At 39.5% G+C, this 21831-nt stretch carries 24 protein-coding genes and 1 pseudogene; 17 read left to right on the top strand and 8 right to left on the bottom strand.

What is annotated here, in order from left to right; genetic code table 11:
- The first annotated feature begins 64 nt into the window (after positions 1 to 64).
- Positions 65 to 436: a VOC family protein gene (locus tag MKY77_RS14775; RefSeq protein ID WP_339146604.1), complete on the top strand. Its 372-nt coding sequence runs from the start codon at positions 65 to 67 to the stop codon at positions 434 to 436.
- Between the two features lie 55 nt (positions 437 to 491).
- Here MKY77_RS14775 and MKY77_RS14770 read toward each other — a convergent pair whose 3' ends face one another.
- On the bottom strand, positions 492 to 677 hold the full coding sequence (locus MKY77_RS14770; RefSeq protein WP_339146603.1) for a hypothetical protein: 186 nt from the start codon (positions 675 to 677) through the stop codon (positions 492 to 494).
- Positions 678 to 714: 37 nt separating this feature from the next.
- Positions 715 to 1047 carry a hypothetical protein gene (locus tag MKY77_RS14765; RefSeq protein WP_339146602.1) on the bottom strand — a complete coding sequence of 111 codons (333 nt, stop codon included), beginning with the start codon at positions 1045 to 1047 and terminating at the stop codon, positions 715 to 717.
- 147 nt (positions 1048 to 1194) lie between these two features.
- Here MKY77_RS14765 and MKY77_RS14760 point away from each other — a divergent pair, with 147 nt between their 5' ends.
- From MKY77_RS14760 to MKY77_RS14750, 3 genes are all read left to right on the top strand, one after another.
- Positions 1195 to 1749: a hypothetical protein gene (locus MKY77_RS14760; protein ID WP_339146601.1), complete on the top strand. Its 555-nt coding sequence runs from the start codon at positions 1195 to 1197 to the stop codon at positions 1747 to 1749.
- Between the two features lie 423 nt (positions 1750 to 2172).
- Positions 2173 to 2379, top strand: a complete 207-nt coding sequence (locus tag MKY77_RS14755) for a DUF6366 family protein (protein WP_339146600.1) — start codon at positions 2173 to 2175, stop codon at positions 2377 to 2379.
- 75 nt (positions 2380 to 2454) lie between these two features.
- A complete protein-coding gene (locus MKY77_RS14750) occupies positions 2455 to 3381 on the top strand; it encodes a phosphotransferase (RefSeq protein WP_339146599.1) in 927 nt (308 codons plus the stop codon).
- Between the two features lie 103 nt (positions 3382 to 3484).
- Here the strand turns inward: MKY77_RS14750 and MKY77_RS14745 are convergent, their stop codons facing one another.
- Entirely contained in the window at positions 3485 to 3682 is a 198-nt protein-coding gene (locus tag MKY77_RS14745; protein ID WP_342515367.1) for a hypothetical protein, read from the bottom strand.
- 164 nt (positions 3683 to 3846) lie between these two features.
- Here MKY77_RS14745 and MKY77_RS14740 point away from each other — a divergent pair, with 164 nt between their 5' ends.
- Positions 3847 to 4173, top strand: a complete 327-nt coding sequence (locus MKY77_RS14740) for a YnfA family protein (protein WP_339146597.1) — start codon at positions 3847 to 3849, stop codon at positions 4171 to 4173.
- Positions 4174 to 4341: 168 nt separating this feature from the next.
- On the opposite strand, the gene MKY77_RS14735 is transcribed toward MKY77_RS14740, so the two are convergent.
- Positions 4342 to 4476 (bottom strand): hypothetical protein, encoded by a 135-nt coding sequence (locus tag MKY77_RS14735; RefSeq protein ID WP_339146596.1) that lies wholly within the window; start codon positions 4474 to 4476, stop codon positions 4342 to 4344.
- 55 nt (positions 4477 to 4531) lie between these two features.
- Positions 4532 to 5452: a hydroxymethylglutaryl-CoA lyase gene (locus MKY77_RS14730; protein WP_339146595.1), complete on the bottom strand. Its 921-nt coding sequence runs from the start codon at positions 5450 to 5452 to the stop codon at positions 4532 to 4534.
- 147 nt (positions 5453 to 5599) lie between these two features.
- On the opposite strand from MKY77_RS14730, the gene MKY77_RS14725 reads away from it, so the two are divergent.
- From MKY77_RS14725 to MKY77_RS14685, 9 genes and pseudogenes are all read left to right on the top strand, one after another.
- A complete protein-coding gene (locus MKY77_RS14725) occupies positions 5600 to 6784 on the top strand; it encodes an acetyl-CoA C-acetyltransferase (RefSeq protein ID WP_339146594.1) in 1185 nt (394 codons plus the stop codon).
- Positions 6785 to 6804: 20 nt separating this feature from the next.
- A complete protein-coding gene (locus MKY77_RS14720) occupies positions 6805 to 7494 on the top strand; it encodes a CoA transferase subunit A (RefSeq protein WP_223489739.1) in 690 nt (229 codons plus the stop codon).
- 18 nt (positions 7495 to 7512) lie between these two features.
- Positions 7513 to 8175 (top strand): CoA transferase subunit B, encoded by a 663-nt coding sequence (locus tag MKY77_RS14715; RefSeq protein ID WP_088018638.1) that lies wholly within the window; start codon positions 7513 to 7515, stop codon positions 8173 to 8175.
- A 497-nt stretch (positions 8176 to 8672) separates the two neighbouring features.
- Positions 8673 to 9368 carry a peptidase E gene (locus MKY77_RS14710; RefSeq protein ID WP_339146593.1) on the top strand — a complete coding sequence of 232 codons (696 nt, stop codon included), beginning with the start codon at positions 8673 to 8675 and terminating at the stop codon, positions 9366 to 9368.
- Between the two features lie 15 nt (positions 9369 to 9383).
- Entirely contained in the window at positions 9384 to 10193 is an 810-nt protein-coding gene (locus tag MKY77_RS14705) for a protein phosphatase 2C domain-containing protein (protein ID WP_339146592.1), read from the top strand.
- Between the two features lie 20 nt (positions 10194 to 10213).
- Positions 10214 to 10690: an NUDIX domain-containing protein gene (locus MKY77_RS14700; protein WP_339146591.1), complete on the top strand. Its 477-nt coding sequence runs from the start codon at positions 10214 to 10216 to the stop codon at positions 10688 to 10690.
- A gap of 63 nt (positions 10691 to 10753) precedes the next feature.
- Positions 10754 to 11578, top strand: a complete 825-nt coding sequence (locus MKY77_RS14695) for a DUF4037 domain-containing protein (protein ID WP_339146590.1) — start codon at positions 10754 to 10756, stop codon at positions 11576 to 11578.
- 11 nt (positions 11579 to 11589) lie between these two features.
- Positions 11590 to 12306: pseudogene (locus MKY77_RS14690) on the top strand (alpha/beta fold hydrolase); the annotation flags it as partial.
- Positions 12307 to 12689: 383 nt separating this feature from the next.
- Entirely contained in the window at positions 12690 to 13253 is a 564-nt protein-coding gene (locus tag MKY77_RS14685) for a GNAT family N-acetyltransferase (protein WP_339146589.1), read from the top strand.
- 146 nt (positions 13254 to 13399) lie between these two features.
- Here MKY77_RS14685 and MKY77_RS14680 read toward each other — a convergent pair whose 3' ends face one another.
- Both MKY77_RS14680 and MKY77_RS14675 read right to left on the bottom strand, forming a co-directional pair.
- Positions 13400 to 13708: a hypothetical protein gene (locus MKY77_RS14680; RefSeq protein WP_339146588.1), complete on the bottom strand. Its 309-nt coding sequence runs from the start codon at positions 13706 to 13708 to the stop codon at positions 13400 to 13402.
- A 130-nt stretch (positions 13709 to 13838) separates the two neighbouring features.
- On the bottom strand, positions 13839 to 14549 hold the full coding sequence (locus MKY77_RS14675; protein WP_339146587.1) for a vanadium-dependent haloperoxidase: 711 nt from the start codon (positions 14547 to 14549) through the stop codon (positions 13839 to 13841).
- 138 nt (positions 14550 to 14687) lie between these two features.
- On the opposite strand from MKY77_RS14675, the gene MKY77_RS14670 reads away from it, so the two are divergent.
- Positions 14688 to 15983, top strand: a complete 1296-nt coding sequence (locus tag MKY77_RS14670; RefSeq protein WP_339146586.1) for an MFS transporter — start codon at positions 14688 to 14690, stop codon at positions 15981 to 15983.
- Between the two features lie 136 nt (positions 15984 to 16119).
- On the opposite strand, the gene MKY77_RS14665 is transcribed toward MKY77_RS14670, so the two are convergent.
- Complete coding sequence (locus MKY77_RS14665; RefSeq protein ID WP_339146585.1) at positions 16120 to 16422, bottom strand: hypothetical protein; 303 nt, start codon at positions 16420 to 16422, stop codon at positions 16120 to 16122.
- Positions 16423 to 16607: 185 nt separating this feature from the next.
- Between MKY77_RS14665 and MKY77_RS14660 the strand changes: the two genes are divergently transcribed.
- Positions 16608 to 17135: a hypothetical protein gene (locus tag MKY77_RS14660; RefSeq protein WP_339146584.1), complete on the top strand. Its 528-nt coding sequence runs from the start codon at positions 16608 to 16610 to the stop codon at positions 17133 to 17135.
- A 340-nt stretch (positions 17136 to 17475) separates the two neighbouring features.
- Positions 17476 to 21699, top strand: a complete 4224-nt coding sequence (locus tag MKY77_RS14655; RefSeq protein ID WP_339146583.1) for a tetratricopeptide repeat protein — start codon at positions 17476 to 17478, stop codon at positions 21697 to 21699.
- Positions 21700 to 21831: the final 132 nt, after the last annotated feature.

The raw sequence follows: 21831 nt of genomic DNA, 5'->3' as shown, positions 1-21831 counted from the left end.
TTGATATAATAGGGAAGAGTTAACTAAAAAGGCTAGGGTATTTCCTTATCCAAAGGGAGGAACGATGAAACTAGGCGCATTTTCAGTCAGTTTAACGGTTAAAGACATCCATAAATCAAAGGAATTTTATGAGTGTCTCGGTTTTGAAGTATTGGGAGGGGAAATCAGCCATAATTGGTTGATTATGAAGAATGAAAGTTGTGTTATCGGGATTTTCCAAGGGATGTTTGAGAAAAATATTTTGACATTTAATCCGGGATGGAATCAAAATGCAGAGAATTTAGATGAATTTACAGAGGTCAGAGTCCTTCAAAAGAAACTTAAAGAAAAAGGAATCAAAATCCTGACAGAAGCTGATGAATCAACTAAGGGACCGGCCAGCCTTACAATAGAAGATCCAGATGGCAATCCTATCTTAATTGATCAACATAGATAAATAAAAGTCGACTTGTATGGGGAGGATCCCCTCAACAAGTCGACCTTTGTTATTTTTACCGATTAAAAATTTCGTCCCAGCTATTTACCATTTCCCAAGAAAACTTCGGTAACATCGAAAATAAATGTTGGTCGGTTACCATGGCTCCAATTACAATCGACGTAAGAAACAAACCGGTCATAGCAATTATAAAAGCATAAGTTTCCATAGATTTTTGAAACTCAGTTTTTTGATTCATCATCTTTCCTCTTTTCTGTGATCTAATATCCAATAACTAACTAAATCACTGTAAAGGAGAGGTAGCCACCTTCATAAAAGTAAGGTGTAAGAAATAGGTGAGGTTTTGCAAGGACATCTCGACTGATTGAATGCTTGTATGGAAAATGATGAATGTCCATTGATATAGGAAGCGATGATTGAAAAGTAATGTCCTTATTTTTTTGCCAGCCATTTGTATTAGGAGCCTGTACAGCCGGTTCAATCTGCATGTCGCTATGAGTTGATATCGTATCACTGGATAATGGAAAAGAGTGTGCAATTTCTCCATATGCCAAACAAGGAAAAGAAAGAATTAAGATAGCTATAATTATGTATAGGCGTTTTTCCATCATAATCACTTTCCTTGTAAGTTTAATTAGGTTTAATTTTACTCTCATAAAATGCTATTGGCAATGTCGGATTAAAATTGGGGAGATAAATATGTAATTTTATGTTTAATTCGTTATAGATTAATAGAAAATAGAAAAAGGGGAGTTTGGATGGTTGACAGTGTTCTTACGTTAAAGTTTCTTATTAGTTTAGTGGTATTTGGAGCATTATTTGCCGGTGCGGTTAGGCTAATGCTTAGAAGAAATCGATTCGGGCCACTCTTAGTTGCTTTGGTGGTGTTTGTAGGAGGGTACTTTTTATATGACCAAATAAGATCCACTACTTCTGATGCAGTTGTATTTGACAAAGTTCGTGAAGATAGTGTGATAAGGCATTTGAAAATTAGAAAGGTTGAATTGGAGAGGAGTACCTATACATTCAAGGAAAGCATCCTGATTGAAGAAGAGGCGACGATTCGAGAAATAATGAAAGACTTGTCAGGTCTTGAGTTAAAAAGGGAATTTGACAAGGAACCAGGCGGAGCGGATTATGTACTTGATTTGTTGATATCTAATTCTAAAGATAATTTGATGAAAACAGGTACTCTCCAAATTACAGTTGGAAATGAGTATATTAATGACTACAAAATAGTGAACGAGAAGGATCATTTAAAGACAATCAAAGAGTTAGAGGAAAGGGAGGATTTAGTATGGGAGAAGGAATAATTAAGATTATTCCCTCAGACTGTTGACAAACTATAAACTAGTTAGGTTATCGATTGGAAGAGTTGATCTTCGTTGCAGGAGCTTCGCTTTCCGCGGGCAGTCCGGAAGCCTCCTCGGGCTACGCCCTGCGGGGTCTTCCATGTCCTTTCCTCCCGCAGGAGTCTTCGCTCCTTTCACTGCGATCAACTAGAGAATTTCATTATTTTAACCATTGTCTACAAACTGAAGGAATAATTAAGATTATTCCCTCTCTATCTTTTTTTGTTAAGTGTAAATGAAGTAGCAATCGCAGCGGAAATGTCACCTAACAATGTAAGTAGAGCTGCCAAGTTATAATCAAATCTTTTAGATTTTATTATGAAACTTTCAACAAGTTGTAACTATGGTTTTAAATGGCTACTGGACTGATAGGAGGTTTTCTAAATGGGAGAGAAAGATAGAGCTGAGAAGAAGAGGGAAAGATTGAGACAAAAGGAATGGAAAAAGAATCCCGGTGGAGCATTTAATGACGGTTTGACTCGGGGGATGGTCGGTAGCTTGGTTGACCTTGTAGGAGGTGTGAGTTGGAAGGTTACAGGGGTTTTCATTATTATCTTGATTGTTGTCCTCATTGTAGTGGCAATTTTTTAAAAATCTCATGGACCGGAATGGAGTTATGGGGGATAATAAAATATTCTTACGTCGTTATAAAGGGGATGTGGTTAATTGGTTAAAATTATTGAGCAAGAAATTCCGTTCATGAGAGAAGCAAAAAGCATACAACAGCTAACCAAGGGTTTTTCCAAAGATAAGAAGTTCGTAATTGATGATAAGTATCTTATCCGTCTTTTTCCTATAGAAGATGCAAATCAGAGAAGGATTGAATTTGAAACAATTAAGGTGTTATCCTCACTCTCGAATTTTGTGCCAGAAGCAATCGGATTTGGTGTACAGGAAACCTTAGGGTTGGCTTATATGGTATTGACATATCTGCCAGGTAAAGATGGGGAAGAGGCCTTAAGTAGTTTGACAGAAATGGAGCAGTATCATGTTGGGTTTCAAGCGGGGGAGGAATTGGAAAAATTACACGAGTATTCTGCACCTGAAGGTACCGAACCATGGAACATACTTAAGAAAAGAAAAAGTGACAGATACATAGAAGAATTAAAGCAGCTTGAAGATTTAGACAAAGAGATAGTAAGTAAACTCGAAAGCTACATAAAGTCAAATGAGTATTTAATGGATGGGCGCCCTAACAGATTCCAACATGATGATTTTCACCCTTGCAATCTCATTGTGGAAGGGAAAGAATTTACTGGGTTTATTGATTTTCAGAGGATGGACTGGGGAGATCCCCTCCATGACTTACAAAAACTCGGTTTCTTTGGAATAAAGGTAAGTGTTCCTTTTTCCATTGGAGCAATTGATGGATATAATGGTGGAGAGAAAATTAGTGAGGAGTTTTGGCAACTATTTGCTCTTTATAGTGCCATGCACGTGGTGTCATCATTTGTGTGGGGGAAGAAGATGGGAGAAGAGCAGTATGAACTACTGTCCGGTTATGCCATGGATGTCTTGAAGGATCATAATGATTTTAGGGAGAATATTCCTCGGTGGTATAGGGTGATGCGGTGGGAAGAGACTTTATATTAGACAAAACACTAGGTTCGGAGGTTGGCTTCAGTCAAATATAGACGCTTTTATTAGACAGAAGAGAGGTTCTTTAATTGAGAACCTCCCTCCAGATACACCTTAACTATTTCTTCTTCTTTTTCGATAAGTCCACAAAACCTTTTTTCACTACTTTCTCCAAGGCAACGTGGACATTTATATGTCGGTCATCCACATGACTCACACTCAAGACTTTGCCTTTTCTTCCTTTTATCCTCAATTCCTCATCCACATTCGGCAACTCTTTCCGATATTGACTTAAAACAACATTTTTATTTTCCATAAAGTATACGAAATACATAGAGATCTCACCTATTTCATTTAGAATGGGTTATAGGAGTTCGCTCATATAACACTTTTTACAAATTATGTTTGTATACATTGATTTAGACCTCATTTGGAGGTATGAAAAATAGAATTGATATGATTATTTAGGGAGTGTTTATCTTGGTTCATGCTTTTGGTCTTTTTTTCATGGCTGGCTTAGCGGAGATAGGAGGGGGCTATTTAATATGGCTTTGGCTAAGGGAAGGAAAATCTGCTTACTTGGGATTGGTTGGGGCACTTGCCCTTGCACTATACGGAGTCCTGGCAACGTTTCAAAGTTTCCCTTCATTTGGTAGGGTATATGCTGCATATGGAGGAGTGTTTATTATACTTTCGGTACTTTGGGGTTGGGGAGTAGATAGAAAGACTCCAGATTTTTATGACTGGTTTGGGGCAGGGATCTGCTTGATAGGGGTGACTGTCATGTTATTTGCCCCTAGGACATAATGGATAGGAATGAGCACATGTTCGCGACAATTCTAAGTTGTACATAGTGGGTCAAAGAAAACAATGCTCTCATATAATTGAATCACCGGGATTCATAGAGAATTAATTCCAAAAGAAAGAAACTGCAAGCAAAAAGTTCGCTGCAGTTTCCATACATTAAACGACCGATTATTGCTCCGAGTTCTGACGCTTTGTCGGATGGCTCGCACGTTCCACTTCTTCAGCAGAAACAACCTGTTTTACGCTTTCAGCATTAGGCTGTCCCTTTTGGCTGGGACCTTTGTGGTTATTATGCTTGGACATATTGGTCTCTCCCTTCCTTATTCTCCCTATTTATAGTGAGTAAGGGAGCAAGGATTTATACACCAGGAGGGACAGCAGTCCCATTTGCTTGGACAAGTTTATAATACTGACTTTCATATTGCTTGTCCAAATGGGGCAGGAGGTTCTCCAATGCTTTTACGACACGCTTCAAATTGATGCCGGTTTCAATTCCCATTTGTTCTAGCATATAGACAACGTCCTCCGTTGCAACATTTCCTGATGCTCCCGGGGCAAATGGACAGCCACCAAGCCCGCCTGCTGACGTATCAAATCTATCCACGCCTGCTTGAAGGGCGGCAAAAATATTAGCTAGGGCCATACCACGGGTGTTATGGAAATGGGCGGTTAACATGACATCTCTTACCTCCTCTTTCAAAACAGAGAAAAGCTCAAAGGCTTCCCTTGGATTCGCCATCCCGATCGTATCCGCTACACTCAACTCATCCACTCCAAAAGCAACAAAGCGCTTACATAATGAAACGACATCTTCCACTGCTACTTTCCCTTCATATGGACAATAAAAGGAAGTTGAAATACAGGCACGCACAAAGTACCCCTGTTCTTTTAATTCTTTTACTAAAGGTTCCAATTCCACCAAGCTTTCCTCGGTAGTTTTATTGATATTTTTCTTATTGAAGGTATCACTCACCCCAACGAACACAGCGGCATTTTTACAAGAGGTGCTTCTTAATCTCTCAATGCCTTTCTGGTTAGGTACCAAAACAAAATTTCTAGACTCACTATCATTGCAACTTTCAATGATAGTAGCGGCATCTGACATTTGTGGTACCCACCTTGGTGAAACAAAGGAGGTCAGCTCCATCTCCGGAACTCCGGCTTTCTTCAATTCTTTTATAAATTCAATTTTCGCATCCGTTGGTACAAATGTTTTCAAGTTTTGTAACCCATCACGAGGGCCTACTTCAATAATAATGGCTTTGGACGGCAAGTTCATAGTTGTTTCCCCCTTCACGAATAATTTCTCCCATCCTTAATTTTATGGAATAGAGTGGTCTAAAAGCAAGAATAATAGAAATTTTATAAAAAAAGAAGGATTTTCGACATGAATCTAGAAATTAATCAGTCGAGAGGAGAGGAAATTATGTCGAATAAAGAAGTAGTTATTGTAAGCGCTGTCAGAACAGCGATTGGAAGTTTTGGTGGGGCATTTAAAGATGTTTCCGCTCCACAGTTAGGATCAGTAGTAATTAAAGAAGCGCTCGCAAAAGCCGGGCTTGCACCAGATAGTGTAGATGAAGTGATTATGGGGAATGTATTGCAGGCGGGTCTGGGACAGAATCCAGCAAGGCAAGCAGCAATGGCTGCAGGCCTTCCGCAAGAAGTGTCTTCGATGACAATTAATAAAGTATGTGGATCAGGGTTAAAAGCAGTACATCTTGCGACACAAGCAATCCTTGCTGGAGATGCAGACATTGTCGTTGCCGGTGGGATGGAAAATATGTCTCAAGCACCTTATCTGTTAAAAGGCGCGCGTGACGGATTCCGTATGGGAGACCAGAAATTAGTCGATACGATGGTGGCTGATGGATTGACTTGCTCCTTCAACGACTACCATATGGGTGTGACAGCAGAAAACCTTTGCACCAAATATGAATTAACAAGAGAAGAACAAGATGAATTTGCTGCAAACAGTCAACAAAAAGCAGTCCAAGCAATGGAGGACGGCAAGTTCAAAGACGAGATCGTACCTGTAGAAGTGAAAAAGAAAAAAGAAATTCTGACTATAGATACAGACGAATATCCTAGAAAAGGAACCACGGCCGAAAAGCTTGGCGGATTGCGTCCTGCATTTAAAAAGGATGGTACTGTTACAGCTGGTAACGCATCCGGGATAAATGACGGAGCTGCGGCTGTAGTGGTAATGAGCAAGGAAAAAGCAGAAGAGCTTGGAATCAAACCCCTTGTGAAAATCGTAGCCAACGCAAGCAGTGGAGTAGATCCAAGCATCATGGGAATCGGTCCTGTTACCGCTGTGAAAAAAGCGATGGAAAAAGGCGGCCAGTCCATGGAAGAGATGGACTTGGTGGAAGCGAATGAAGCTTTTGCAGCACAAGCACTTGCGGTTGGAAGAGAATTGCAGTTTGATCCGGATAAGCTGAACGTAAATGGTGGAGCAATCGCACTTGGTCATCCTATTGGTGCTAGTGGAACTAGGATCTTGGTGACACTTATCCATGAAATGAAACGTCGTGAAGCGAAAAAAGGACTTGCAACACTATGTATAGGCGGCGGACAAGGTGTCGCTACAATTGTAGAAAACTTATAAAGAGAGAGGTGCAACTTAAGATGAAACCAGTATATACATCCTTTACGGAAGCGGTAAAAGATATCCATGATGGGGCAACCATCATGGTGGGCGGATTTGGATTGTGCGGGATACCAGAGAACTTGATCCTTGCACTTGTAGAAACAGGAGTAAAAGACTTAACGGTCATTTCCAATAATTGCGGTGTTGATGAATGGGGACTTGGATTGCTATTGAAAAATAAGCAGATCAAGAAAATGATCGGCTCCTATGTCGGAGAAAACAAAGAGTTTGAACGTCAAGTATTATCTGGTGAGCTTGAAGTAGAACTAACACCACAAGGTACGCTTGCGGAGAAAATCAGAGCGGGCGGAGCGGGAATCCCTGCTTTTTATACCCCAGCAGGAGTAGGGACGCCGATTGCTGAAGGCAAAGAAGTCCGTGAATTTAACGGAAAAGAATACTTACTTGAAGAAGCTTATAGCGCTGATTTTAGTTTAGTTAGAGCAACCAAAGCAGACAAAATGGGGAACCTAATTTACAACAAAACGGCTCGCAACTTTAATCCCATGATTGCTGCAGCAGGAAAAGTGACCATTGCTGAAGTGGAAGAGCTTGTAGAAATCGGTGACTTGGATCCAAACCTGATTCAAACACCAAGCATTTATGTTCAACGACTAATCGTAGGTCAACAAGAAAAGAAAATCGAACGTGTTACCACAAGAGACTAGCAAGGAGGGGAACAAACGATGACAACAATAAATAACCGTGAAAAAATAGCAAAAAGAGCTGAAAAGGAAATCGAGAACGGCTACTATGTGAACCTTGGAATCGGAATGCCCACCCTTGTGGCGAATTACATATCCGATAACAAACAGGTAGTCCTGCAATCAGAAAACGGTCTATTAGGTATCGGACCATACCCGACAAAAGAGAATGTGGATGCAGATCTAATAAATGCCGGAAAAGAAACCGTAACAGCTATCCCTGGAGCAGCCTACTTCGATAGCGCTGAATCATTTGCGATGATTCGTGGCGGTCATGTTAACATCGCAATTCTGGGGGGCATGGAAGTGAGCGAAAATGGCGACCTTGCCAATTGGATGATCCCAGGCAAAATGATCAAAGGCATGGGTGGCGCGATGGACCTTGTTCATGGGGCTGAACGAATCATTGTCATAATGGATCACGTCAATAAAGCAGGAGAAGCAAAAATTTTGAAAGAGTGCACATTGCCTTTGACCGGTAAAGGTGTGGTGGACAGAATCATCACAGACCGTGCAGTTATGGATGTAACAGAGCAGGGCTTAAAGCTTGTGGAAGTTGCAAGCGGCTTTACAGTGGAGGATATACAAAACACGACGGAACCGACGTTGATTGTAGATGAGCATGTGAAGCTGGAGGCTTTTTAAAAAGTTGTTTTTTGATCTTGCTTACGAACCAACGGGAAGGACTTACTCCTTCCTGTTTTTTATTGGAATTAACTTAACGTTTAATATAAAGAACCACAATAGCAAAAATTATTAATCCTACTATAATGAATGGACCTACACCTGAACTATATACATCATAAATCCGAACGTGACGAACAACATTTACAACAAGAAAAAATAATAGGAAAATACACAAACAGATGATTAAGTTTTTGTGGTTATTCTTATTAAAAACAATCAGCCCCTTGATAGAAGCTTGTGTAATGATTAGGAGGGGAGAACCATGAAATTTGATATTTTCTCACATAGTATCATGAAAAGCTAAAAACATCGGTTTGTTTCCGGTGTTTTTTTGTACCTATTTTCTTAGAAATTAGCCAATTCTAAATAATTAATTTTCTCTCTTGCCAATATGGTACAATATACCACATACAATCCTAATCGATCATACTAAAGAAGAAAGGTGCGAGTAACATATGAAACAAATCATCGCCCTCGGTGGAGGAGGCTTTTCTATGGAGCCTGAAAATCCATTGCTAGATAGTTACATCCTTCAACAATCTGGTGAGTCCATACCTAAAATCTGCTTTATTCCCACTGCCAGTGGTGATGCAGATAATTATATTGCTAGGTTTTATCAGTTCTTTGAGAAGCAGGAATGTGAACCTTCCCATCTTTCCCTTTTTACCCCTCCTACAAGAGACTTTGAAAAATTTTTATTAGAAAAGGATATCATCTATGTCGGAGGAGGAAACACTCGGAATCTGTTGACACTCTGGAGAGAGTGGGGACTGGATATCATTCTCAAAAAAGCATATGACAAGGGAGTTATAATGGCAGGTATCAGCGCGGGATCCATCTGTTGGTTTCAAGAAGGAGTGACCGACTCCTTTGGAGATGTGTTGGAACCTATTGAGTGCCTGGGGTTTCTAGAAGGTAGCAACTGTCCTCATTATGACGGGGAAGAAAAAAGGAGACCAGCCTATCAAGAAATGGTGGCAGGCAATAAAATCACCGCTGGCTCCGCAACCGACGATGGAGTAGCACTTCATTACGTGAACAATAAACTCGAACATATTGTTAGTTCAAGGCCAAGTGCAAAAGCATATAAAGTCTATTTCGAGAAAACGCTGATTGAAGAAGAGCTTCCAACAAAGTATTTAGGACAATAAGGGAGGGATACTTTGGTGGTAAAGAAACTAAGCTGGGTAGGAAGCAAGAAGCATTATGTGGACGAAATAAGTGTAATGAAGGTGGGGGAAGATATTGTTCTTGGCCGCTTTGGTGGAAATTCCACTGAGGGACAATATAAAAATGAGGATGGTTGTTTAATCTGGTGTGATGATAAACGAGATTGGGAGTTTGTTATAATCTTAGATGCACATTTTTCAGCGGAGAGTGCTGAATTGGTTATTTCAACAATTGATCAGAACGAATCAAGGTTTTTGGACATTTTTACTTTGCCAGTAAAAAGTACATTTGCAAGTCTCAACTCCATGATTTTGGAAATCTTTCAAAGCGAAAGCTTCATACAGGAGTGTGAGAATGTGCAGGGAGAAACAGCCTGTTTATTTGCATTTCGCAAAGATAAGTATTTATGGTGGTTTTCAGTTGGGGACTGTTTATTGCTACTACATCACCCTGAACTAGAGCGGTTAGGCGAATATCAACAGAATCACCGTAGCTTTTTTGAATGGGTCGGTAAAGAAAGTACATTTAATAAGGACATTCCTTGTTATAGCACGGGTGTGAAGGAACTGCGAACTGGTGAAAATCATATTTTCATGACAACGGACGGGTTAGTGGAATGCCCGAACACATCATATAGTAATGCAAAAAATATCTACCATTTGTTTCAGGGTGTGGCGACTTGTGAGATAGGTGTCTGGAAACTACTGAAGGATATTCAATCAAAAAACGTACGGGATAGTACAACGATTATTTCATGGATCGTACAAATCAATAAAGAAGCAACCATTCCGAGTGATTTAAAATAAAAAAGGTAGGTACTTGATAGATGTCATTTCCTATTAGAGTTAGAGCTGGTGCATTGATCATTCAGGACGAATCAATTTTATTGATTGAATTCAATGATGAAAATGGTTTACATTACAATTTGCCTTCTGGAGGTACCGAGCCAGGGGAAACGGTAAAGGAAGCTGTTAAAAGAGAAGCGAAAGAGGAAGCATCCATTGATGTGCAAGTGGGGCCTTTAGCATTTGTTTATGAATATGCTCCTCACCTAAACAACAATAAGTACGGAGACGTGCACTCGTTGGGGTTAATGTTTGAATGTACTATTAATGTGGGATGTACTCCTAGATTGCCGGCTAATCCAGATCCCAATCAGACAGGAGTGAAATGGATTCCTTTAACCGAATTGGATCAGGTGATTCTCTATCCGAATATCAAGGAGCACATCCTTCGTTATGTAGATAATAAACGCAACCTCGACCTCATAGAAGAACAGCAATTGGATGAATACATAAAATAAGTAGCTGAGAATTTCGATTTATCATATTTATATTGAATTTAGTAAGTTTGGATGGAGAATAAAATGAATTTAAAACAAAAAGCCATAGAAATCGCAGCCATTTATAAAGCTAACCCAAAAATAGATGCTATTCTGCTAGCTGGCTCCGTCGCTATGGGTTGGGAGGACGAGTTTTCAGACATTGAATTACATATTTATTGGAAGGAAGCCCCTACCGATGACGATAGAAATGGACCTATTCAGTCTGTACAGGGAAATATCTTAGCGTATCATCCTTATGAAGATGAAGAGTGGTCAGAGTCATATATAACACATGACGGGATTAAATTGGAGATTAGTAATTTTCTCATCTCAACCATCCAATCTTTCATAAAAGATGTAGTGATGAGATATGACGTTAGTTTTGATAAACAGTGTCTGATTGCTTCGATTCAAGATGGGGTAGGATTGTATGGTCAGAGTTTAATCAATGCGTTTAAAAGAAGTGTGGATAATTACCCAAGTGAGCTCGCAGTCAAAATGATTTTAGAAAATCTTAATCTTGGAGGCAGGTGGAATAATCGTCATGCTCTTCTAGAACGTAAGGATTGGCTAATGTTATACGATGTTTTATGTGGTGTGCAAAAGAAATTGATGGGTGTTCTGTTTGGACTAAACTCCCTGTATGTGCATCATCCTGCTTACAAGTGGATGCCGCATAAAATAGAACAAATGCAGCTAAAACCAGATGATTTTCTTATAAGAATGAATAAAATCTTACTGGGGAACCCGAGGGAGAGTATAAGAGATTTGGAACATTTAGTAGACGAAGTTTTTAAATTGGTGGAATTACATAAGACCGAAATAAATATGGAAAAACAAAAGCGTGAAAGTAGTTATGTAAAGTAAGGGTGAAGCGAATGACTGATAGTCGATTAAAGTTAAACAGTTTCCACTTGGGTTGTAAACTTTATGGAGAATTAAGTGAATTTCCAACTGTCATTATGGACTCTGGCTATGGAGACTATTCAAAGGCTTGGGAATCAATCTATCCTGCAATCTCAAAAATAACTCAGGTTTTTCTCTATGACAGAGCTGGACTGGGGAAAAGTGAAAGAAGCAATAATCCAAGGACCAGCTTATTTATGGTAGAGGAATTAAGAGAACTTTTAAAGAGTAAGAAAGTATTGCCACCCTATATTCTTGTAGGCCATTCATACGGTGGTGTGAACATGCGTTTATTCAATAACCTGTATCCTCAGGAGGTAGCTGGGTTAGTTTTAATAGATTCTACTCCCGAAGATTATCCAGAAAGGTTTCTTCCCACCATGTCTGAAGAATTCAAGGAGTCCTACAATAAACAGTTCACTCTTGAAGGAGACCTCCAAGATTTCACGGAAAGTTTGGAACAGCTTCATATAAGTAACAGAGTGACGGATGCCCCAACAATCATAGTGTCAGCAGGGAAAAAAGCACATTACTCTAAAGAATCCCAACTTTTATGGAACAGGATGCAACAGGAGATTCTAAGGTTCACCTCAAATGGTCAATTTATAATTGCTGAAAATAGTACACACTATATACAAAATGATGAACCAAATCTGGTAATAAACTCAATTGAAAGATTGATAGAATCATTGCAGGCTAATGATTATTCCAATGAACAAATAACTACCGAAAAAGGTACTTTATTAGACGCTCTTTTAGAATCTTGGTCCATATCGACAAGTTCAAAGTGGAGTCCAGAGATTCCTGCCAAAGGGCAATGTGGAGTTACGGCATTAGTAGTCCAGGACTTGTTAGGAGGAGAAATTGTAAAAACCTTGATGTCAGAAGGGTGGCATTTTTATAACAGTGTAAACGGTAATCGCCATGATTTTACTGTTTCACAATTTGAAAATGAGTTACTATACGCCGATATTCTCTCCAACAGAGCCGAAGCCTTTCAAGATACACATTTGAAGCAGTATCTAAAATTAAAGGAAAATGTTTTGAAGGCGATCAAGGCTGGAGGAGATAAATGAACACATTTTCCAGAAATGCTCCACAAATTCTTGAAACAGATAGATTGATTTTACGTGCACCATTTGAAAAGAGCGATGGTGCCACTGTCAATACAGCTATTCGACACTCCCATAATGAACTGAAAGAATGGTTACCCTTTGCACAGAGTGTACCACTATTGGAAGAGACAGAGAAAAATCTCAAGCAAGCCTATGATGATTTCATTAATAGAAAATCTTTTAGATACTTGATTTTCAATAAGAATACATTGGAGTTTGTCGGTGTTGTCACCTTGTTGTCCATCAACTGGGAGGTTCCTAAATGCGAGATCGGGTATTGGTCGGATACCCGCGCAACAGGAAAAGGGTATATGAATGAGGCAGTCACATCTCTAAAGGAACTAGGTACAAATTATTTCAAGTTTAATAGAATGGAAATCAAATGTGAGTCTACCAATTACAAAAGCAGGTCCATTCCTGAAAAATTAGGCTTCGAATTGGAAGGAATATTGAAGAATGAAGATTTGTCGGCGGATGGAAAAAAACTCACGGACACATGCATTTACGCGATAACGAAATAACGAGAGAAAAATGATTTTTGTATTGATTTTGGGGGATGACAAATGAAAATACATACAGCAGATTTACCAGAAATTGTTTTAGAGGCCACATCAATAGAATAAGCTGTGGACTTTTGGTCAAAACAAAAAAGGTGACTCAGAATTAATCACCTTTCAAGAAATATAGCAACAATCGGTGCTGCGATGGCAAAGATAATTAGAATAATAAAAAATAATTTTCGTCCCATTTTTGTGGAAAAGTATAATTGAACAAGAAGAAAATAGGTGAAGCTAGAAAGTAAAAGAAAGATGGCAAACTTGTGTATCGTTGTTCCTTTCATGACAACCTTCTCATTTTGATAGATTCCTATGTTTGGATCTATGGTCAATGGATTGGTAAAGGCCATGATGATCATGCCTAGAAAGATCATTAGACCCAATAAGTTCATTAAGCCTTTCATTGTGAATTTTTTCATGAATACTACTCCTATGAGAGATTGTTTTTATGTATGAAGACATTTTAAATCAGAAATGGTAGCTTAAAGTGTCTTCATACTTAACCTATACGGTTAAGTGTTATGAAAGTTTCATACTTAAAACAACTATCTACTGTTTCACATTCTGAACCTTTAACACTTCCACTACCATCCTTCCAATTTGCCGTCCCAGTCTTAATCCTTCATCATTATCCACTTTAAAGTGAACGCCTGCATACAACCGGGACTGAGCGGAAGCGTCGGTAGTAGTTTTAATTCGGGCTTGTTCTTGTGGAAAATAATACGTCATAATTTCTTGAGCTGCGCCTGCTAAGCATGCGTGTGCAGATGGATAGCCTGGAAATCGTGGTGTATCCATTAGCTTTCTGATATTTCTCCCATACTGACTCGGACGGGCAACATCCCATAAATACTTTAAATACCAACAAACTACCAAGACGTCATTCATGGTTGCATGAAAAAATCCTTGCATGCGGGCACAGTTTGGCGATCCCTTTGGAAATTGCTCAGCAAAATCATAAAGCAAAGTAGAAAATCTTTCAGCTATCTCACCAGTAGCCCAATATTGTGCGCTCTGTATTTGCTGAGGAGTAATGACACTCATGGTTTGTTCTACAATCTGTAATTCGCCATTCCAATCTATTGATAAAGGATCTTTTATCTGCCAAGTAATTTCCTTTCCAAATGGATCCAGGAATCTATTGCTTCCCTCTCTCCTAATGAAAAACATCGGCCAAAAGCCAGCGTTAGGATTTCCAACAGGGGGAATTTGTTCTCCTTGATATGGATATTGAGACCACCGCCTGTATACTGTACGCATAGATTCAACCCCTAATAAAGTTCTTCTAAAATTCTTTATGATGGGTTAAATAAATATATGTTAAAAACAGTAAGCCTTTTGAGGAAAGCGTGCTAAAATAGGAAGAAATGTTTGTTCAGAATAAAAGGGGAGAATATAATGCATGGTCATAAAACAACATTGGAAGAGATAGTCGCTTCCCCTGAAAAAATGCATCAATTATATCGAAGAACACTTTTTATAGTTGTGCTATCACAAATATTCGGTGGGGCAGGTCTAGCAGCAGGTATTACGGTAGGGGCCTTGTTGGCTCAAGATATGCTTGGTACCGATGCTTATTCCGGAGTTCCCGTTGCCTTATTGACACTAGGTTCAGCAGGAGCGGCTTATTTGATAGGCCGAGTATCGCAAAAGTCTGGTCGCCGGATTGGTTTGGCAGGAGGTTTTCTAACCGGAGGAATTAGTGCCCTTGGTGTGGTGCTTGCAGCTGTCACCAATAATGTGTGGTTGCTGTTTTTCTCCCTTCTATTCTATGGTGCTGGAACAGCGTCCAATCTTCAAGCGAGATATGCCGGAACAGATCTGGCATCTGCCAAGCAACGAGGTAAGGCAATTAGTATTGCACTAGTTTCGACGACACTCGGGGCAGTAGCAGGACCTAATCTCGTTGGTGTAATGGGAGATTTTGCGGTTTCAATAGGTGTACCGTCGTTAGCGGGTCCATTTATTTTAGGAGCGGCAGCATTTATTTTGGCTGGATTGATATTACTTGTCCTAATGAGACCAGATCCTTTATTGGTTTCTAAAGCATTGGAAAATGAGAAACTGGTAAGTCCGGAGAAAACCACAAATACCAGTCATGCAAAGAATAATCGAGGAATCATCGTCGGTGGATCTGTAATGGTGTTGACTCAGATGGTGATGGTTGCAATCATGACGATGACACCAATTCATATGGGTCACCACGGACACGGGCTGGATGCTATAGGTCTTGTAATCGGGATTCATATTGGCGCCATGTATTTACCTTCATTAATTACCGGTGTACTGGTCGATAAGGTCGGACGAACCACAATGGCTTCAGCTGCGGGTGTAACGCTGCTTTTTGCGGGGATCGTTGCAGCGACTGCTCCTGGTGACAATTTATTTGTATTGATTTTGGCTTTGGCACTACTTGGTCTTGGCTGGAACTTCGGTTTGATAAGCGGGACGGCAACGATCGTGGATGCCACGACGCCTTCCACACGTGCAAGGGTTCAAGGCTCCATGGATGTGCTGGTCGCATTATCTGGGGCAACTGGAGGCATGATGTCGGGTATGGTAGTCTCACATACTAGCTATTCGGTACTGTCAATTGGCGGGGGACTTTTATCTCTTCTCTTGTTGCCTTTAATCATATGGTCTAACAGAGGAAACGTAATTGCTAAACACGAAAAAAATAAGAGAACGGCGTAAGCAGGAAACAGGCTGCTTACGCCGTTCTTTTTGTTTGGCTCTTTTCTCAAAGCAGTAAGTAATATAACGATTGATTCAAAAATACGGATAAGCAACAAAGTTTACGAAAACAGCCTTTTGCTTATACAATGAATACCTATTTTTTCTTTACCTTTTCCATTTCCTCCGACACTACAAAAGCTAAGTCATCATTACCAAACATGGCTAATACCCCTAACAACGTATCGTTTGATATATCCCCAGCTTCTTCCTTAGGCACTGTCAATTCCAAGGCTTGGGCAAGTGCAGGATTATTTGACTGATTAGGGTATGCCTTCGTATAAAGCGTAAAAGGATCCAAGTCCTGATTAATACACCATTGAGCAAAAATGAGTATCATCATATTCTCTTCTTTTTGATAGTTTTGTATGATTGTTTGTTCCAATTCTTTTTTGTCCATTATCGGCTAACTCCTTTAATTCTAGTACTCCCATTATAGTGTAAATCCACTTTTGAACCAAGTCGTTCTAATTAAAGACATTATTTAAATGATTAGTAAAAAAGTCTTAAAGTTTATTATATAATAAGGAAGATACATATAGGAATATTTTACCTGATTTTATAGTTTTGGGGTGATGAGTGAAAATGAAAGTTGGAGATTTACTTTTTGTAAAAGGGAATTGTAATTTCAGCCCTTTTATCCGTTTTTTTCTGAAATCTGAATACACCCATGTGACCATTGCCGTGGATGAAGAGCATATATGTGAAGTTGATTTGTATCGTAAAATGGAGATCATGAAGAATCCGTATAAGGAATATGATTTATACAGATTGAAAGTGGACTTGACAGTTGATCAACAAAAAGAGCTGCTTCAGTTTCTTCATAAAAAGGTATCCACCTCCAAAGGGTATGATTGGTGGCGACTTATTTCTTTATGTGTGAAACGTTATTTTCGATGGAATATCATCATACATGAACAGGACCGGTATATCTGTTCGGAAATAATCGATAAGGCTTTTCAACATATAGGGATAGATCTGGTGGAGGATTTGGTTACAGGGGATGTAACACCGTTAGATATCATGCGGTCAGAACGTATAGAATATGTCTCTTCCATATATAGAGTCAAGGGTTCTAAAATAGAAAAAGGTAGTTTCAAAAAAAGCGGATGAGACCGGGAGAAAAGTTGCCCAAAATGGGCAGCTTTTTTCTTTATATAAGGCTCTTTTCGTAAACTTTGTTGCTTTTTCGTATGGATACATCAACCGTTATTTTCCTTACTGTCGTGCTCTTTTCCCTGCCGAACTTAAGAAACTACTTGCACCCTATAGAGTATGAAAGCAGTAAAAAGTCCAATTGCCGACTTTTTACTAGAAAATAACAACAATCTTTGAGAAAAGAGCTTTATATAATAAGTCATTTTACCTTAAAAAATAGATGGTAAATAGAATGGAATCATCGTATATTTAATCTAGATATGTAAAAATTTTGAATGGGATCTGAGGAGAATTCATGTTAAAAACACAACAGTTGGCACAACTAATGGAACAAACTGATTATCAAGCTGCGCTCCAACTATTTATGGATACTTTCACCGAATTATTGAAAAAGCCGAAATTGTCAGCGTTCCGGGAAGTTCTGGCACTAACGGATGATGAAATGAGACCACTTTTACAGGTGTTGGACATTGCTCTGATGGATGATGTTTCTGGAATTTTAATAAGGGCCAATCACCGTAAAAAGAAAACGGTAACGTCCACCATCTGGTATTGTGAAGAGCTAATGGACCAAGGAGAGCTTATCGAAGCGGAGAGCTTGCTATTAACATTATTACACGAAGATATAACACCAAAAGAAGAAGAAAAAATCGCCTATAACCTGGCAATTGCGTGTATACGAATGCGCCGATACCAAGCTGCCTATGATTATATGAAAAAATGCGAAGAATTGACTTCCGATTCCATGAAAACACGCTGGGGCTATTACTATCTCCAAAAAGGTGAATGGGACGAAGGAATAAGACTTCTTCTTGAAGGTCTTCAGGACAAGAAAGACGCCGTCTATTCTTTTGGAATGTTAATCAGGCATTTTATGCTTCAAGGGAATTGGCAGGAAGCAAAAAGTTATATCGACCGTGCCATGCTACAATATCCTGATTTTCCAAGATTGCAAATGGAGAAACTGCGATACCATTATAAAACAAAAGAATGGTCCGAACTGAGGGAGAGCGTTAAGGCACTTCAAAAGGTTACTCCTTTTCATAGCTATCAAACGATTACCAGCTTGTGGGTGGCAGAAAGCTATTACCATCAACATGATATTTCATCTTTACGTAATTTCCTGCAAAAGTACGAAAGGATCGCTACTCAGACTCATTTTAAACATCTGCCAGAAACGGTAAATAGAGAATCCATATTTATTAAAGAGTACAAACCGACCATTCAAAAGAGCAACTACTGTGTACCAGCGAGTCTTGAGATGGTATTCAGCATGTATGGCCATCACGTTTCTCAAGAGGAAGTGGCAGAGTCCATCTTTACGGTTTCAGGTTCTAGTATCTCGAAGGCTATAACTTTCTTGGAGGAAAGGGGATTCTATAGCAGATATTTCTATAGCAATGTCAAGTTGATCAAACAGATGTTACAGTCAGGCATTTCTGTCATCATGAGCCTGGAGTATCCTACCTCCTCCCATGTACAGTTAGTGGTAGGCTATGATGATAATTTACAGTGTCTTCTTATTCAGGATCCAAACCTGACGGATGTCGTCTATGTGGAATATGAAAAATTCCATGAAGAATTTAGCAATAGTCACGCGTTGGCAATTGCGGTCGTTCCATCACAACAGGCAGCTTCTCTTTATTTTATAGAAGAAAAAGACCATGAGGTTGCTGCGAGAATCCAGGTACTCGGAGAAAACTGTAATGAGGAATTTGCCGAAGAGGATAAATCCTTTATTCGCAAAAATATAACGGATATCATCGTTACTGCAAGTTTCTTGAAGTTCCTTGCAAAACAGGATGAGGAAGATCTGCTGGCACAAGCTGTAAAGGCTGTGGAACTGTCCAATTTTGAAAAAGAATATAAATACCTGATTATTGTGATGGCGTATGTCCGAGTTAAAAAATGGAGCCAGGCGGAAGAATACCTTGAACAGGTGAAAGCGCATTATTATCAATCCGCCTACTGGTATTTAAAAGGAAGGATCAATTACGAGAAGAATGAACATGAAGAGGCGGCAAGATGTTTCAAAAAAGGCATCGCTTTTGAATCGGATGACTTTATTCTGTGGTCCTACCTTGCCCTTTCCTCTTCCTTTCAAGGGCTGGATGAACATGCTCTTAATTACTCGACGATTGCAATGGATATAAACGATCTGGATACATTCATCAAGATCAACCATGGAATGATTTTGTTTGATAATAAGTTTTATACAGAGGCAAGAGGACAATTTAGTTCGGTCTTAAAGGAAGTAAAGTCGCATGGTCATGCATGGTTTGAAAGAGCAAGATGTGACAAGGAGTTAGAACGCTACTCTCATGCAGAAAGAGGATTCAGGACAGCCATTTCACTCGATCCCGAAATAGCCGTACCGTATCGTGAGCTGTCCCATCTTTACGAATTTGTCTTTATGCAACCAGAAAAGGCGGAACTTCTTTTACAGGAGGGGTTAAAAGAAACCGAGGAAGCGATCCTCCTTCTTCTTGAACTTGGTGACTTCTATGAACGCCAGAAAGAGTATGAGAATGCAAGGGTTCTATACTTACGTGCAACAGAGAAGTATCCGGAGGATCCGTCAGGCTGGGTGAATATTGGGCATCTGTTAAAAGAAGAAGGGAAATTTAATGAAGCGTATACTTGGCTTAATGAGCATTATGAAAGATTCCAGGATGACAGTGAGTATTTGGTGAATGCAGGAAAATATATGTGGGAAGCCGCCCTGGAAATGGAAGCCCCCCCAGGCCATTTGGAACAGGCCCTTTCCTTGTTAGAAAAAGGAATCAACCTTGCGCCAGCAAATATTGAAGACGCACTAGAACTGTATGTCAATCTGATTGAAGATACTCCTTATAACGAAAGGGGGATCCATTTCCTGCAGGTCAAACACGAAGAGGATGTGGAAAACTATCTCTATCCAACGTATATAGGCTGTTTATATGAGAGTAGCGGGTTGTGGTATCAAGCAAGAGAATGTTATGAATTAGGTCTTTCCAAGGCATACGAAATATTACCTCTTTATCGTTTAGGTGAAATTTTGGTTAAGCTCGATGAAGATAAAGATGCGAGAAAATATTACAAAATGGTTATTGAGCTTGATCCGACCCATGTTCAGGCCCACATCAATATTGCTGATATCTGTCAACGGCTGAATCATAACGTACAAGAGCTTTTTCATATCCGGAAGGCTTTTGCTCTTAACCCATATGCCATAAATATTGAATATTTCGCCTCTCTTTTAAAGGAAAACGAATTGATGGAACTAAAAGAGGAGTTAGAAAATCTTTTGAATGAAAGAAATGCTTCTTTTGTATATGACAGTCTTGGATATGTATATGGAGCATTGGGCGACTATGGGAAAGAAGAGGAGTATGTGTTGAAAGCTCTTGCTTTGGAACCTGAGGAGACGCCACTTCTCATGCATCAAATACAAATCATGATACGAAAGAAGAAATTTTCAGCAGCCAAAAAAGCGATTCTGCCATTAATTGATAGGGAATTAGAAAACCGCAATTTGTATGAGCTTTTGGTAGAAATCCATGTCAGTGCGGGTTCCATGCTCACTTTGGAAAAAGTCGTAAATCGACTTAAGCTTTCTGATCAAGATAAGAGTAAAGTCAGCATGTACACAGCAGCTGCCTTTGATAAAGTGCTTTTGGAAAGAAGAGAAAAAGAAGAATACGATCTTACCAAAAGGAATTGGTTCAAAAAAATTAAAAACTTTGGAAGACTAAGTGTAGATTTCGGGATTTTAATCAGCCTTTACGAAAATGCGTTGAAACATGACAGAGAAAATGTAACAGCAGTCTTCTGGATGGCGGAGGTGTACCTGCAACTCGATATGAAAACAGATGCCATCAAGACGTACGAAAAATCCCTTAAATATCATTGGGACTACGATGTCGCATATCAACTAACTTCTACCATACTGGAATACTTGGAAGAAGCGCCTGAGAAAAAACATCATCAATATTTGCTTCAAGCACAAGAGCTAGTGGAAAGGTGTCTAGCGGAAGAAGAAGCTTCGAGGTATCTATTGCAATATGGATATATACTTAAATTACAGGGTCACATAGAAGAAGCGGAATCAACATATAGGCAAGCGATCGAGTCCAATCTCGAAGATCCAGGAGCGTACTACCAGCTGGCACTCCTGTATAGAGAAAACAATCGATTCTTGGAAGCAAAAGAAACGATTTGGAAAGCATTAGAAATAGATCCCGAAGACACGCAGATTATAAATGAAGCCAGTATAGCCTTAAGGTTAAATGGCGAATTCCCCGAGGCTTTAGAAATGGTGGATAGGGCATTAGAATTGGATCCCGAAGACGCCATGCTTTTATATAATCGTGCATGCTACTTATCTTTGTTAGGTAGATTCGAGGAATCAGCCGCTCATTTGGGTGAACTGTTTGATGCGGATGAGGATGGACTATTTATTGAAATGTCTATGGAAGATGAAGATCTTGATCCATTGAAGGAAGCTGGGATGTTTCCTTTGGAAGTGACTGAACAATAGGAAAGAGCAACAGGGACATTGCACATGGTGCTTGTTCCTGTTGTTTTAATTGCTACTATCAATGAAATGAATGCGATGCTTGTATTGGAGGGAAATTTGATGGTGCCGTAAGATTATTTAAAGAAACCGAAA

This window comes from Sutcliffiella sp. FSL R7-0096 (assembly GCF_038595065.1).
Lineage (GTDB): Bacteria > Bacillota > Bacilli > Bacillales > Bacillaceae_I > Sutcliffiella_A.
This window is presented reverse-complemented; position numbering and strand designations above follow the sequence as displayed.